This is a genomic window from Phyllobacterium sp. RCAM01083, from assembly GCF_055685835.1.
The window spans coordinates 466,359-479,943 of sequence record NZ_JBVFZN010000004.1; the positions used below are offsets into that span (position 1 = coordinate 466,359).

The following is a 13,585-nucleotide window of genomic DNA, read 5'->3' on the forward strand; positions in this document are numbered from 1 at the left end:
CGAACGAGGTATTATAATGAAGACAATCAAGGGACCTGCGGTATTTCTCGCACAGTTTGCTGGCGATGAAGCACCATTTAATTCGCTGAAAGGCTTGTCCGGGTGGGCCGCTGATAAGGGCTTCAAGGGCGTTCAGATCCCAACATGGGACAGGCGGATTATTGACCTCGAGAAGGCGGCCGAAAGCCAGGATTATGTCGATGAGTTCAAGGGCATTTTAAAAGAAGACGGCCTCGTGGTCACCGAGCTCGCAAGCCATCTTCAGGGACAACTTGTTGCCCTCCATCCATCCTTCAATCTTCCCGCGGACTCTTTTGCCCCCGCAAAGGTGCACAAGAACCCGAAAGCGCGGCAGGAGTGGGCTGTGAACCAACTCCTTTGTGCGGCAAAGGCCTCGCGGCGCTTTGGCGTAGATCGCCATGTAACATTCAGCGGAACATTACTTTGGCCCTATTTTTATCCATATCCGCAATGGCCGGACGGTTTGATTTCGGACGGCTTTGATGAACTGGCCACACGTTGGCGTCCGCTGCTTGATGCGTTCGACAGCGAGGGCGTGGATCTATGCTACGAAATCCACCCAACTGAGGATTTGCATGACGGGCTCACATTCGAAATGTTCCTGGAACGTGTCGAAAATCACCCAAGATGCAACATTATGTACGATCCGAGCCATCTGGTGCTGCAGTCGATCGATTATTTGACCTACATTGATCATTACCATGAACGGATCAAGACATTCCACGTCAAGGATGCCGAGTTCCGCCCGACGGGTAAGACTGGAGCATATGGCGGCTACCAGCCGTGGATCAGCCGAGCCGGCCGTTTCCGGTCTCCAGGCGATGGTCAGGTCGATTTCGGCGCGATTTTCTCCAAATTGTCCGGCTACGACTTTGATGGCTGGGCCGTCCTTGAGTGGGAATGTGCCTTGAAAAACTCTGAGGATGGTGCCGCTGAGGGCGCACGATTCATTGCAGATCATATCATTCGGGTTTCAGAGCGGGCCTTTGACGACTTTGTGAAATCCGGAGCTGACCGCTCGCTCAATCATGAGATCCTTGGAATTTCGGAGGTATTGCGATGACCGGGATACCCCTTGCAAATCGCAGACTAAGACTGGGCATGGTGGGCGGCGGTGATGGTGCCTATATCGGCGGCATCCATCGTTTCGCGGCAAGACTGGACAACAATTTCGAACTCGTCGCAGGCGCGTTCGACGTCAATGCCGAGCGCGGTCACGCATTTGCGGCGAAAAACTACATCGAACGAAATCGATCCTACGATGACTACAAGGCAATGGTGGAGGGAGAAATATCCCGGGCCGATCGTATCGATGTCGTGGCAATTTGCACACCCAATCATACACATTTCCCGATCGCCAAGGCCTTCCTCGAAGCTGGTATTCACGTGATCTGCGAAAAGCCGATGACAACAACCGCGGAAGATGCCATCGCCTTGCATGAGTTGGCACAATCGACTGGTCTTTTCCTCGGCGTAACCTACACCTATTGCGGTTATCCGATGATCCATGAGGCACGTGCAATGGTTCAGCGCGGCGATCTTGGAGGCATTCGGGTCGTTCAGGTTGAATATCCATTGGAGTGGATGGCGACTGGCATTGAACTGCAGGGAAACCAGCAGGCAGCCTGGCGGACAGACCCGAAAAAAAACGGTCGCGGCGGATCGATCGGAGATATAGGCACCCATGCATATCATCTGGCGGGATTTGTAACGGGTCTCAAAGCCGAAGCGCTGGCTTCCGATCTTGCTACCTTTGTCGAAGGACGAGCCCTTGATGACAATGCTCACGTCATGATCCGCTACGAAGGTGGTGCCCGCGGGTTATTGTGGTCGTCGCAGGTGGCAATCGGCCAATCAAACGGGCTACGCTTACGGGTGTTCGGCGAAAAAGGCAGCTTGGCCTGGCATCAGGAACACCCCAACGAGCTGCATTTCACCCCGCTGTTTGGTGCGCCCATCGTCGTCAAGCGCGGCAGGGACGATCTCTCTGCGAACACCCAGGTTCGGACGCGCACGCCGCCTGGTCATCCGGAAGGCTACATTGAAGCATTTGCCAATCTTTACTCTGCTTTCGCATCGGTTATCCGATCGAAAGCATGCGGTAAAGCTGTGGATGAGGAGGTCATTCCGACATCCTATGACGGATTGAAGGGGGTCGCCTTCGTGGACGCTGTCGTGGATAGCCACGAAATATACGATGGAGGCTGGCAAAAACCACGCTTCGTGTGATCGACACAGCTGGGAGGAGCTAGTCTGAAAACGGTATCTGTTCGCAAATCGTGCGGATGCCAAGAATACCGAAAGATCGAACGAAGCCGGAAGAAACCGGCAGAACCGGAGGCGCATCGTCTCCCGGAACGAAGATGCTTTGGCATTAATCGCGGACGCTTGAAATCGTCCGCACAACTGAGGAGGAATGGAATGAAGAAGTATTTTGCATGTGCGGCTCTCGCGGCAGCACTGTTGACGAGCACGGCGCATGCCGAAACCATTGGTGTCAGTATGTCATTGTTCGACGATAACTGGCTGACCGGTCTTCGTCACAGCATGGAGGACTACGGCAAGTCACTCGACGGCGTGACCATACTGACCGAGGATGGTCAGGGTGATATCGCAAAGCAGCAGAGCCAGGTGGACAACTTCATCGCGTCCCGCGTTGATGCGATCATTATCATGCTGGTCGACGCCGACTCTGGCGCAGCGATCTCAAAAACTGCGGCGGCAGCAGGTATTCCGCTGATCTTTGTGAACAATGCACCGTCGAACGTCGACAGCCTGCCGGACAAGCAAGCTTTTGTCGGGTCTAATGAAGAGCAGGCTGGAACGCTGGAAACCCAGACTGTCTGCAAGATGCTCGCAGGCAAAGGCAAAGCGGTTATCATGCAGGGACAGCTCGGCACCACAGGTCAACGCGGCCGCACGAAAGCCACGCACGATGTGCTGTCCACGCCGGAATGCAGCGGCATCAAAGTCGTTGAAGAACAGTCGGCCAACTGGATGCGCACACCGGCTCTCGACTTGATGACAAACTGGTTGTCTGCCGGTGTCGAATTCGATGCGGTCATTGCCAACAATGACGAAATGGCCCTGGGTGCCATACAGGCATTGAAGGCTTCGGGGCGGAAGATGGATAGCGTTGTGGTTGGCGGTGTTGATGCCACGGCAGATGCTCTGGCTGCTGTGGCGGCAGGGGATCTACATGTCACGGTGTTCCAGAATGCAGCCGGCCAGGGACGCGGTGCGGTCGACACGGCACGCAAGATCATCAAAGGCGAGGCTGTCGAAAAAAAGACATACATCCCCTTCGAGCTCGTGACCAAAGAAAACCTCTCACAGTATCAGACCAAGAAGTGATTGGGCCGTTGGGAGCGGGGTCAATCCCGCTCCCAATACGCATTGCAACAGGGTCGTGATTGGGAGGACAGAAATGACCATAAGCCCGACAGCAATGGCCGCCGTGCGCGCCAGCAGGACAATTCCAAATGCCGAATACCTTCTCTCTGCAGAGGGTGTACACAAGGAATTTCCGGGTGTCGTTGCGTTGGACGACGTTTCTTTCAAATTAAGGCGAGGGTCGGTTCACGCCTTGATGGGCGAGAACGGTGCCGGCAAATCCACCCTGATGAAGGTGCTCGCAGGTATCTACCATCCGGACAAAGGCACAATCAAACTCAAAGGCGTTGAAATCCGGTTGTTGTCACCACTCGACGCGCTGGAGAACGGCATCGCCATGATCCATCAGGAACTCAACCTGATGCCCTATATGACCGTTGCGGAAAACATCTGGATCCGCAGAGAACCAAAGAACCGGTTTGGATTCGTCGATCATAGAGAAATGCACCGGATGACGATCGAACTCTTCGAACGCTTGAAGATCAACATCGATCCGGAAATGGAAGTCCGACTCCTGTCCGTCGCCAATCGGCAGATGGTCGAGATTGCAAAAGCTGTTTCGTACGAGTCCGATGTTCTCATTATGGACGAACCGACGTCGACTTTGACCGAGCGTGAAGTCGGTCATCTGTTCGAGATCATCCGCGATCTGCGCGCGCAAGGCATCGGGATCGTCTACATTACCCACAAAATGAATGAGCTGTTCGAGATCGCCGATGAATTCTCGGTCTTTCGCGACGGCAAGTACATCGGCACGCATAGGTCCACGGATGTAACACGGGATGACATTATCCGGATGATGGTTGGCCGTGAGATCACACAGATGTTCCCTAAGGAAAAGGTGCCGATCGGGGATACGGTCCTTTCTGTCAAGAACCTGACACTCAATGGCGTGTTTCACGACGTCTCGTTTGATGTTCGCGCAGGCGAGATACTCGGTATAGCCGGACTTGTAGGATCTGGCAGATCGAATGTGGCAGAAGCAGTGTTCGGAGTGACGCCCGCGTCGTCCGGTTCGATTGAAATCAATGGCAATCCTGTCAACATCGATAGTCCCAAAACCGCCATCCGCAATCGCATGGCGTTTCTTACCGAAGACCGGAAAGACACAGGATGTCTGCTGGTTCTTAATATTCTTGAAAACATGCAAATAGCCGTTTTGCAGGATCGCTTTGCAAGTGGCGGGTTCGTCCGGGAAAAGCAGGCTTATGCTGCCTGTGAGGAAATGAGCCGAAAGCTTCGTGTAAAGACCCCGAATTTGCATGAGAAAATCGAAAACCTCTCGGGCGGTAACCAGCAAAAGGTTCTCATCGGTCGATGGCTTCTCACCAATCCGCGCATCCTTATTCTTGATGAGCCTACGCGCGGTATCGACGTTGGTGCAAAGGCGGAGATCCATCGCTTCGTGACGGAACTGGCGAGGGATGGCGTGGCTGTCATCATGATTTCGTCGGAGTTGCCGGAAGTGCTTGGCATGAGCGATCGCGTGATGGTGATGCATGAGGGGAGGGTCACCGGATTCCTCGATAGATCAGAAGCCACCCAAATAACAATAATGGAACTGGCTGCGCGCTAAGCGTCTGCGGACGGCTGGAAGGAACAACTATGACCACCAATCAACTTGTCACTGAAAAGACCGAAAGAACCACATCCGCTCGACGTTTGCCTCCGGAATTGAACATCTTTATGGTTTTGATCGCTATCGCGCTCGTACTTGAAGTGTTGGGTTGGCTCTTCGTTGGACAGAGCTTTTTGCTTAATCCTCAACGTTTGACGATCATGATCTTGCAGGTTTCCGTCATCGGGATCATTGCAATTGGTGTGACGCAGGTGATCATTACCGGTGGCATCGATCTCTCGTCGGGATCGGTTGTTGGCATGACTGCCATGATCGCCGCTGGCTTTGCACAATCCTCGACCTGGGCCCGTGCCATTTATCCCAGTATGACCGACTTGCCTGCATTTATCCCGATCGGTATCGGGCTGATCATCGGCGTATTGGCCGGACTGCTGAATGGTTGGTTGATTGCCTTCACCCGCATCCCGCCCTTTATTGCAACACTCGGCATGATGGTGTCGGCGCGTGGTGTTGCCAAATGGTACACGAAGGGCCAGCCAATATCCGGGCTCACGGATCAGTTCAATTTTATCGGCAGTGGCGTAGTACCGGTCATCGTCTTCCTAGTTATGGCAGTGGTCTTCCACATTGCGCTTCGTTACACGCGTTACGGCAAATTCACCTATGCGATTGGCGCGAATGCTCAGGCGGCAAGGGTTTCCGGGATCAATGTCGAAGCCCATCTCGTAAAAGTCTACGCAATTGCAGGGCTTCTTGCAGGCTTGGCTGGAATTGTGACCGCAGCGCGAGCACAGACGGCCCAATCCGGCATGGGTGTAATGTATGAACTTGATGCCATTGCAGCCGCTGTTATCGGAGGAACGTCGCTCTCAGGCGGCGTGGGCCGCATTACTGGCACTGTGATTGGCACAATCATTCTCGGTGTGATGACTTCCGGTTTCACATTTCTGCGTGTCGACGCGTATTATCAGGAGATCATCAAGGGCGGTATTATCGTTGCTGCTGTTGTGGCTGATGTCTATCGGCGCAAGAAGAGAGCTTAAGGCAATGGCGAGGTGCCATTGATGACGGCTGCAGAATGGCACCCAATCTACCACGTCAAAACAAGCGGTAGACAACCATCTCGCGCCAAACTATTTGGGTTTGGCGTCGCTTGCTTGACATTCTCGTTATCCCTTATTGGCTCAAAAACCATACTTCATAAAGAGCCTCTCTTAGGGGTGGACCAATTGAATTGACACCGATTTTGGGACCGCAGGGCAAAGCTTTCCCGCTATCATCCATTGCAACTTTTATTGCATTTTTTCATTGACGCATAATTAATTGCATAATACGATTATTGAAGGTCCTTGCGATGTTTTCAGTTCGGATCCACGGCATTGAGGAGTGGCCGCAAGCAATTAAAAATAAAGGGTAATCGAGAGCGTCCTTATTAAAGGCAGTTCTGTCGGCCCCGAGATTTTTGTTCAAAACGACGTTCGCCTGAGAATTCGAAAGATGACTTCGAAAGTGGGGACGGCAGGACCGCTGGCGTCTTCGCTGTCTCACTTGACCGCATCGTCTAGAGATTGGTCTGCATCGTTATGGTGTGAAGAGCAGGCGTTCGGTTTGCACTGAGGTATCAAGGGAGGAATAAATGGCTAATGTTCCCGCAAATGGGTCGCAGCTTCTCGAGGCAAGGGGCATATCAAAATATTTTGGAGCTATAACAGCGCTTCACAATGTTAATTTTCACATAGGGGAAGGAGAGGTGCTCGGTGTCGTCGGCGACAATGGAGCTGGCAAGTCAACTTTGATGAAAATACTCTCGGGGCTTTATGTGCCGAGCGAAGGCGAACTCATTTACCAAGGTTATCCGGTTAAATTCACGAGTCCACGTGACGCTCGGAACCTGGGCATAGAGATGGTGTATCAAGATTTCGCTCTCGCCGGGAACCTTCCCATCTACGAAAACATTTATCTTGGCCGCGAGCCCGGCCACAAGTTTGGGTCGCTCACCATCGTGGACCACGCCAAAGCGCGGGAGATGGCAGCCGCGCATCTCGATAAGCTGAAAATCCATGTAAAATCGATTGACCAGAACACCGAAAACTTAAGCGGCGGCCAGCGACAGGCGGTCGCCATAGCTCGCGCAACGGCATTCGATGCGAAACTTGTGATCATGGACGAGCCCACTGCGGCGTTGGCGATAAAAGAGGTCGGAAAGGTACTTGATCTCATACGGTCGCTCAAAGAGCACGGCGTAGCGGTCATCATCATTTCCCATCGCATGGACGACATTTTCTACTGCTGCGATCGCGTCATTGCACTCTTTCAAGGCACGAATTTTGCCGAAGCCCCCCTCGGTGAAACCACCCGCAACGAAGTAATCGGTTGGATCATGGGCACCAAAGGTCACCATGATCAGCTAGCCCACGACAGAGTGCAGTGAAATGATCTACAGCCCGAAACTCGCTTCTTTCATGGAAACCTACGGGATCGTGTTCGTCGTCATCGCCATGATGATCGGACTTGCGACGATAAAACCGGACGTGTTTCTTACTTCCCAGAACTTAACGAATATCCTTAAGCAGAACGCATCGCTGGCGCTGCTCGCTCTCGGGATGCTCGTCGTCATCGTCACGGCCGGCATTGACCTTTCCGTGGGCTCCACGATGGGCCTGTCAATGGTGTGCATTGCTATCGCCAGTAAGGCAGGAATCGCTTGGCCGCTATGCCTTCTTATCGGACCGGCAATAGGCTTGACGGTCGGATGGATAAACGGGGTAGGATTGACCTGGCTCAAACTGCCGCATCCGTTTATCATGACCCTCGGCACGCTCAACATTGCGCGGGGGCTAACCTATCTCGTCACCGCTGGGGCACCGGTTTCCGGACTTCAACCCGAAGTGCGCTATCTCGGCGTCAAGTATTTCGATTTTGGCATTTTCGCGCCGCCTGCTGGCTTGCCAGCCAGCCTTATTATTGTCGCTGTATGCGCTATTGGCCTCTGGTATTTTCTGGCACGTACAAATATCGGGAGGCACATCTACGCTATCGGAGGAAATCAACATGCTGCCCGTGTGTCCGGCATCAATGTCGATCGAATTCTGGTGCTTGTCTACATGATCTGCGGCTTTTTTGCCGGCCTTGCGGGCCTCTTGCTTGCCGGCCGAACCGACAGCGGGTTCCCCAATGCGGGCATTGGTATTGAGCTGGATGCGATAGCGGCCGTCATTATCGGAGGCGCATCATTTTTTGGCGGACGAGGGACAGTCCTCGGCGTATTGGCCGGCGTCCTGATCATGGGCCTTCTGCGCAATGGACTTAACATCAACAATGTCAGCGCGTTTTGGCAGATGATCCTAATCGGGTTCGTCATCATTTTTGCCGTTTACATCGATGTCCTAAGACGTCGTGCCGGAGTCCGCAGCTGATCAGGACGTTTTTGAACACGAAACAGCCCGTTCCGTCTCCTGACGGGCGCTTGGATTCAGGGGACGCTATGGTCGGGAGGACCTATCAATGAAGAAAATGTTGCTCGCGGGAATTTGTGTATTCGCGTTGGCCGGAACCGCACATGCAGACAAGTTCGTCCTCAGCATGAAAGGCCCCGGTGCGGGAAACCCCTATTGGGCTGCGGTTGAGGAGGGTGCCAAGGCCAAGGGCAAGGAGTTGGGCGTCGATGTTATTGTCGTTGCGCCGCCTGCTGAAACCGACGTGCAGTCGCAAATCAACCAGCTGGAAGACTTGATCGCTCAAAAAGTCGACGGTATCGCCCTTGCGCCGACCGATCCGAATTCCCTCGCGGAAGTCATAGAGTCGGCAAAGACTGCCGGCATCAAGACGGTGTTTGTCGACGGTGCCGGTACCAACGAAGGGGTCCCGTTCATCGGGACCAATAACTTGGAAGGCGGCAAACTTGCAGGCGAATATATGTGCAAGAACCTTCCAAAGGGTTCGGAGGTAGCGATTCTTCAAGGAATTATGAGCACGACCAATGGAGTGGACCGTGCGGGTGGATCCAAAGCCGCGTTCGAAGCTTGCGGGTTAAAGATTGTAGCCGAGCAGACGGCGGAATGGGATAGGGCAAAGGGTCTTTCGGTGACCGAAAGTATCTTGGCTGGTAACCCCAACATCAAAGGCATTTTTGGATCCAACGACAACATGGCGCTCGGCGCTATCGAAGCCTTGAAGGCCGCGGCAAAACTAAAGGACGTCATGGTTGTCGGCTACGACGCCAATCCTGATGCGGCAACGTCTATTCTTGCGGGCGAGATGACGGCATCCATCGCGCAAGCGCCCAAGAAAATCGGTGGTCTGGGGATTCAAACGCTTGTTGATCTCAAGGCCGGCAAGCAAGTGCCTTTGGTAATTGATACCGGCACGGTGCTCGTCACCAAGGACAATGCCGACCAATATAAATGAGGTTGATCCGGGGCACGCCGGAGGGTGTGCCCCAATCTGCTACAGCAACCTGATTGAGAGTGAGCAAAGATATGAGCGATGCGGTTCAAGGTCAGGCCTTCCCCCTACCTTCCAGACGCTTGCGTTTGGGGTTTGTCGGCGGCGGCCAAGGGGCTCTAATCGGGCAGGTTCATGCGAACGGGGCGCGGTTGTCGAACCGCTGGGAAATTGTTGCCGGAGCGCTTTCATCTGAGCCGGAGCGAGCCTTGCGGTCCGGTAGGGAGTGGATGTTATCCAAGGACCGCATCTACACCGACTACAGAGACATGGCGGTAAAGGAGGCGCGACGGGAAGACGGCATAGATGCCGTCGTCATAGCCACTCCCAACCATCTGCACCATGATGTCGCGCTTGCTTTCATGGATGGCGGAATCGACATTATTTGCGACAAGCCCCTCACCACCAATCTCGCAGAAGCCCTCAATCTTGTTCGGCGACAACGGCAAACCGGATTGGTCTTCGGAGTGACATATGCCTATGCCTCACACGTGATGGTTCGGCAATTCCGGGAGATGGTCCGCGCAGGCGAGATTGGGGAGATCAAACAAGTCCACGTCGAGTATTTTCAGGAATGGGCTGTTTCACTGACGGACGAGGGTAGTGACGGTGTGCCATGGCGATTGAATCCAGACAAGGTCGGTCCTACCTTCACCGTGGGCGATATCGGCACGCACGCCGCGCACTTGGCCGCATTTGTGACGGACAAAGACTTGGAAAGCGTACGCGCTGACTTCCATGTGTCTGGTAAGCCGAAGAAGCTCGAGGACACCGCGTTCATGCACGTACGATTTGAAGGTGGCATCCCCGGAACGTTGATGGTTTCTCAGGCAGCTGCCGGCACGCACTGTGGACTGCGCCTGCGGGTGTTCGGTACATTGGGTGGTATGGAATGGCAGCAGGAAAACCCCGAGTATCTTAATTTCACCCGCATCGACGAGCCAACTCAAGTGATCGGCCGGGGTTATGGCGGCGGCATGAAACCTGCGGCGGTGCGGTTCGTGCGCATGCCGAGAGGACACCCTGAGGCGCTCACCGATGCCTGGGCCAATCTTTATACCGAAATTGCCGTAGCGGTGGAGGCCCGCAGATTGGGCGTCCAGCTAAATCCGGATCTTTTGGCCTATCCCACCGCACTCGATGGCGCGAAGGGAGTGAGGTTCATTGAAGCAGCGTTCGAATCGAGCCAGTGCGATCAATGGCGCAGTTGCAAGCTCGTTGTTTGACCCGGGCCACCAATCGGAAAGCAAAGGAAAAAATGTCGGAACATCGTCCATTGATACTCATTGCCGATCCGGAGCCGCGAACCGTGGCGATGATCTTCGAACCTGCAGTAATGGAGAAGCTGCGTAGTTTGGGGCGTGTCAGGATCCATGCCGACGGCCAGCGGCTTGGCGACACTGAGCTTGCCGCTGATCTGGCGGAGGCCACAATTGTCATAGGCCAGATCGACTTGCCATCTGACCGCCTGTCAAAAATGCCTAAATTGAAGGCGGTCTTCAATGTGGAAGGCAATTTTTTTCCTAATGTAGATTACGGCTATTGTCTGGAGCGCGGCATCCACGTGTTAAACGTTAGCCCGGTGTATGCGACGGCTGTTGCAGAAACGGCCTTTGGAATGGCTATGGACTTGGCAAGGCAGATTACGTCGACGCACGAAATGTTCCGCACGGCTTCGGAATCCTGGGGCCTGGCAAGTAACAAAGACAGCTTTCTGCTCACTGGGTGCAACGTAGGCATCGTCGGACTCGGCGATCTCGGCACTGCCTTGCGGCGTATGCTTGCGCCGTTCCGATGCAAAGTACGAGCGTACGATCCTTGGCTTTCGGAGCGGGTAATTATGGAGAGGGACTGTGTGCCGTCCACGCTTGACGAGGTTCTCTCGCGGTCTCGGATTGTCTTTCTTTTTGCTGGATCGACGGTCGAAAACCAAGGCTTCATCGGGGCCAAAGAACTGGAAAGAATGCAGCGTGGGTCCATCCTCCTGTTGATGAGCAGGGCGGGGATCGTCGATTTTTCGGCATTGGAGGAGGCTATCGGCGAAGGACGCATCCGTGCAGGCATTGACGTTTTCCCCGTTGAACCGCTGCCGTCGGATGCACCGATCAGGAAAATGAACGACGTCATTCTTTCGAGCCACCGAAGCGGAGGTATGGCCGAGAGCTTCTTCGAAATTGGTCGCTTGGTCGTTGCAGACACTGAGTTGGTGCTGCGCGGTCTTCCGCCTCAGGTCTGCAGGCGTGCAGAACGGGAGACTGTATTGAAGCTTCGCAGCCGTCCTGTTTCCGAATCTTAGCCGGGTTCTGCCGCCCAAAAGCAGGCCCGAACGTTCAGTCTGGCATTTGATGGATCGGATTGAGTCTGAATCACTTCGGCTCGTTGGCCCTCTTTTCAGATCAACCTAAAGAGTATGAGACCGCGATGTTGATTTCAATAAGAAATTGACCCATTTTGCCATTCAACGTTGCCCCAACAACTCTATTGGAAACTTATTATTAATCTTTGTTTTATCTCGATCAACTCTGGTCAACCCGAGATGTAAAAATGGGTCAATTGGTGGCGCAACTCATCGGCAGAACATTGGCTGGGACAGCGCAGCTACGGACTCAATAATCGATTACCCCATCCAGGGCATAGTGCTTAACTGTCTTGCGGTTGGCGATCAGTTCTTCAACGGTGGGTTTACCAGTCATAGCACGAGATATGGCGAGCTTCGTTGCTTCATAGTTGGTCCGATACAGATCCTTACGGTCGAGATTGTCATCTTCCGCGCAACGTGGATCGAGCCAAACGGTGATTATCATACAAAGATCGTCTGCTTGATCTCTTGGAAGGACATCTTCGATAAGACAATCAACAATTGCATCGCCCATGGCTGCCTGGACAACACCACCGAGCAGTTCGGCATAGGCCATGTTTTGGATGGTGACCTTTGTGGTCATCAGCGTGGCGGGGCGCACGGCCTGATTAAGGTCGCGAACGACGAACATGCGTGTATGGCCTTTTACCTGTCCCATCATCGATGCAAACGCCTGGCCGACAGGCCCCCTTACCGACCCCAGCACAACCTCCGGCATGGCATCAGTCACTTGCCCCTCCGCAGCTAGTACAGTTGCTTCCCCAGTCCTAAACCAAATATCAGTCATGTTAACTCCTTCAAGTCGAAGTTGTGAAATTATGGGTAACGAGGCCGGTGGTCGAGTTGACGAAGAGTCGCTAGGCTCAGGATCTATTGATTTAAGCAGGGCGTTTGATTCAGTCTCTTCAAGGAGACTGAATGATAAGTGTTTATACTGGCTAACGTCGGAGCAGATGGCGCGTCTTGGGCCAAGCGCGGCGGCTGGTGCTACGAGATGAATGGTCTGTTCGCCGCGCTCGGATTCCGAGTGACCCGCCTGTGCGGCGGCGTCAATCGTGAAACACTGGGCGACAACGCCATCGGCAACCACCTGACACTGCGTGTCGATCTCGACCGCCCGTACCTTGCCGAGGTCGGCTTGGCGGACGCCATCGTCGAGCCTGTACCGCTTGCCGTCGGGCCGATCAGCCAGCGCGGCTTCGATTTTTCGATCATGCCGACGGACGACGGCTGGCTGCGTTTCAGGAACCATGCGCGCGGCATGGCGCACAGCTTCGATTTCCGGCCCGATCACAGCGACGAGGCCGCCATCACCGCCACGCTTGGCTGGCTGACGCAGGATCCCGGTTCGCCCTTCACGAACGCGCTGGCGATCCTGCGGCATACCGCGGATGGCTATCTCGCCCTGAAGAACGATTGCCTGTGCCGCGTGACGGCTGAGGGCGTCAGCGAACAGCGCATCACAAGCGCGGATCATCTTGCCGACACGTTCGAAACGATTTTCAGCGTGGACGTTCCCAAGCCTGCAAAGATCTGGGACAAGATCCAGACGATCGGCGGCGATAAGAGCGACTGACCAACCATGTCATCGTCAAGCGCATGATCGGCGTTTGGCGATGCATGGATCAAAACAAGGACCAATAGCGTCCGTTGACGATTTCAGCTGCATTCATGCACCGGCGCCCCATCAAAGCGCAGGGTCAAACACCTGTGGTAGGCGACGATTGGTGTGCGTCTGCGTTCTTATGCGCATTTCCGTATAATAGGGTTTTAAACGCTTCCGCGTATAT

At 54.2% G+C, this 13,585-nt stretch carries 12 protein-coding genes; 11 read left to right on the forward strand and 1 reads right to left on the reverse strand.

The window, feature by feature from the left end; all coding sequences use genetic code 11:
• The first annotated feature begins 16 nt into the window (after window positions 1-16).
• The 10 genes from ACZ25R_RS06305 to ACZ25R_RS06350 all read left to right on the forward strand — a co-directional run bounded on the left by ACZ25R_RS06305 (window position 17) and on the right by ACZ25R_RS06350 (window position 11,732).
• Window positions 17-1,084, forward strand: coding sequence for a sugar phosphate isomerase/epimerase family protein (locus ACZ25R_RS06305; protein WP_464665103.1), 1,068 nt, complete (start codon window positions 17-19; stop codon window positions 1,082-1,084).
• Complete coding sequence (locus ACZ25R_RS06310; protein WP_472460450.1) at window positions 1,081-2,250, forward strand: Gfo/Idh/MocA family protein; 1,170 nt, start codon at window positions 1,081-1,083, stop codon at window positions 2,248-2,250. Before ACZ25R_RS06305 ends, ACZ25R_RS06310 begins: the two co-directional genes overlap by 4 nt.
• A 192-nt stretch (window positions 2,251-2,442) precedes the next feature.
• Window positions 2,443-3,375, forward strand: a complete 933-nt coding sequence (locus ACZ25R_RS06315; protein ID WP_464665105.1) for a substrate-binding domain-containing protein — start codon at window positions 2,443-2,445, stop codon at window positions 3,373-3,375.
• 73 nt (window positions 3,376-3,448) lie between these two features.
• Entirely contained in the window at window positions 3,449-4,990 is a 1,542-nt protein-coding gene (locus ACZ25R_RS06320) for a sugar ABC transporter ATP-binding protein (protein ID WP_472460451.1), read from the forward strand.
• Window positions 4,991-5,019: 29 nt separating this feature from the next.
• Window positions 5,020-6,036, forward strand: coding sequence for an ABC transporter permease (locus ACZ25R_RS06325; protein ID WP_472460452.1), 1,017 nt, complete (start codon window positions 5,020-5,022; stop codon window positions 6,034-6,036).
• Window positions 6,037-6,629: 593 nt separating this feature from the next.
• Complete coding sequence (locus ACZ25R_RS06330; RefSeq protein ID WP_472460453.1) at window positions 6,630-7,424, forward strand: ATP-binding cassette domain-containing protein; 795 nt, start codon at window positions 6,630-6,632, stop codon at window positions 7,422-7,424.
• Window position 7,425: 1 nt separating this feature from the next.
• Window positions 7,426-8,409 carry an ABC transporter permease gene (locus ACZ25R_RS06335; RefSeq protein ID WP_472460454.1) on the forward strand — a complete coding sequence of 328 codons (984 nt, stop codon included), beginning with the start codon at window positions 7,426-7,428 and terminating at the stop codon, window positions 8,407-8,409.
• A gap of 88 nt (window positions 8,410-8,497) precedes the next feature.
• Entirely contained in the window at window positions 8,498-9,400 is a 903-nt protein-coding gene (locus tag ACZ25R_RS06340) for a sugar ABC transporter substrate-binding protein (RefSeq protein WP_472460455.1), read from the forward strand.
• Between the two features lie 71 nt (window positions 9,401-9,471).
• Complete coding sequence (locus ACZ25R_RS06345) at window positions 9,472-10,662, forward strand: Gfo/Idh/MocA family protein (protein ID WP_472460456.1); 1,191 nt, start codon at window positions 9,472-9,474, stop codon at window positions 10,660-10,662.
• Between the two features lie 32 nt (window positions 10,663-10,694).
• Window positions 10,695-11,732 carry a hydroxyacid dehydrogenase gene (locus tag ACZ25R_RS06350; RefSeq protein ID WP_472460457.1) on the forward strand — a complete coding sequence of 346 codons (1,038 nt, stop codon included), beginning with the start codon at window positions 10,695-10,697 and terminating at the stop codon, window positions 11,730-11,732.
• A gap of 310 nt (window positions 11,733-12,042) precedes the next feature.
• On the opposite strand, the gene fae is transcribed toward ACZ25R_RS06350, so the two are convergent.
• On the reverse strand, window positions 12,043-12,582 hold the full coding sequence (gene fae / locus ACZ25R_RS06355) for a formaldehyde-activating enzyme (RefSeq protein ID WP_472460458.1): 540 nt from the start codon (window positions 12,580-12,582) through the stop codon (window positions 12,043-12,045).
• A gap of 138 nt (window positions 12,583-12,720) precedes the next feature.
• Between fae and ACZ25R_RS06360 the strand changes: the two genes are divergently transcribed.
• Complete coding sequence (locus ACZ25R_RS06360; RefSeq protein WP_472460459.1) at window positions 12,721-13,371, forward strand: arylamine N-acetyltransferase family protein; 651 nt, start codon at window positions 12,721-12,723, stop codon at window positions 13,369-13,371.
• Window positions 13,372-13,585 lie beyond the last annotated feature (214 nt).

What these genes read in the sequence shown, in the direction of transcription:
- ACZ25R_RS06305 (WP_464665103.1), top strand. Translation starts at nt 17, where the DNA reads ATGAAGACAATCAAGGGACCTGCGGTATTTCTCGCACAGTTTGCTGGC.
- ACZ25R_RS06310 (WP_472460450.1), top strand. Translation starts at nt 1,081, where the DNA reads ATGACCGGGATACCCCTTGCAAATCGCAGACTAAGACTGGGCATGGTG.
- ACZ25R_RS06350 (WP_472460457.1), top strand. Translation starts at nt 10,695, where the DNA reads ATGTCGGAACATCGTCCATTGATACTCATTGCCGATCCGGAGCCGCGA.
- ACZ25R_RS06325 (WP_472460452.1), top strand. Translation starts at nt 5,020, where the DNA reads ATGACCACCAATCAACTTGTCACTGAAAAGACCGAAAGAACCACATCC.
- ACZ25R_RS06345 (WP_472460456.1), top strand. Translation starts at nt 9,472, where the DNA reads ATGAGCGATGCGGTTCAAGGTCAGGCCTTCCCCCTACCTTCCAGACGC.
- ACZ25R_RS06315 (WP_464665105.1), top strand. Translation starts at nt 2,443, where the DNA reads ATGAAGAAGTATTTTGCATGTGCGGCTCTCGCGGCAGCACTGTTGACG.
- ACZ25R_RS06330 (WP_472460453.1), top strand. Translation starts at nt 6,630, where the DNA reads ATGGCTAATGTTCCCGCAAATGGGTCGCAGCTTCTCGAGGCAAGGGGC.
- ACZ25R_RS06335 (WP_472460454.1), top strand. Translation starts at nt 7,426, where the DNA reads ATGATCTACAGCCCGAAACTCGCTTCTTTCATGGAAACCTACGGGATC.
- ACZ25R_RS06340 (WP_472460455.1), top strand. Translation starts at nt 8,498, where the DNA reads ATGAAGAAAATGTTGCTCGCGGGAATTTGTGTATTCGCGTTGGCCGGA.
- ACZ25R_RS06320 (WP_472460451.1), top strand. Translation starts at nt 3,449, where the DNA reads ATGACCATAAGCCCGACAGCAATGGCCGCCGTGCGCGCCAGCAGGACA.
- fae (WP_472460458.1), bottom strand. Translation starts at nt 12,582, where the DNA reads ATGACTGATATTTGGTTTAGGACTGGGGAAGCAACTGTACTAGCTGCG.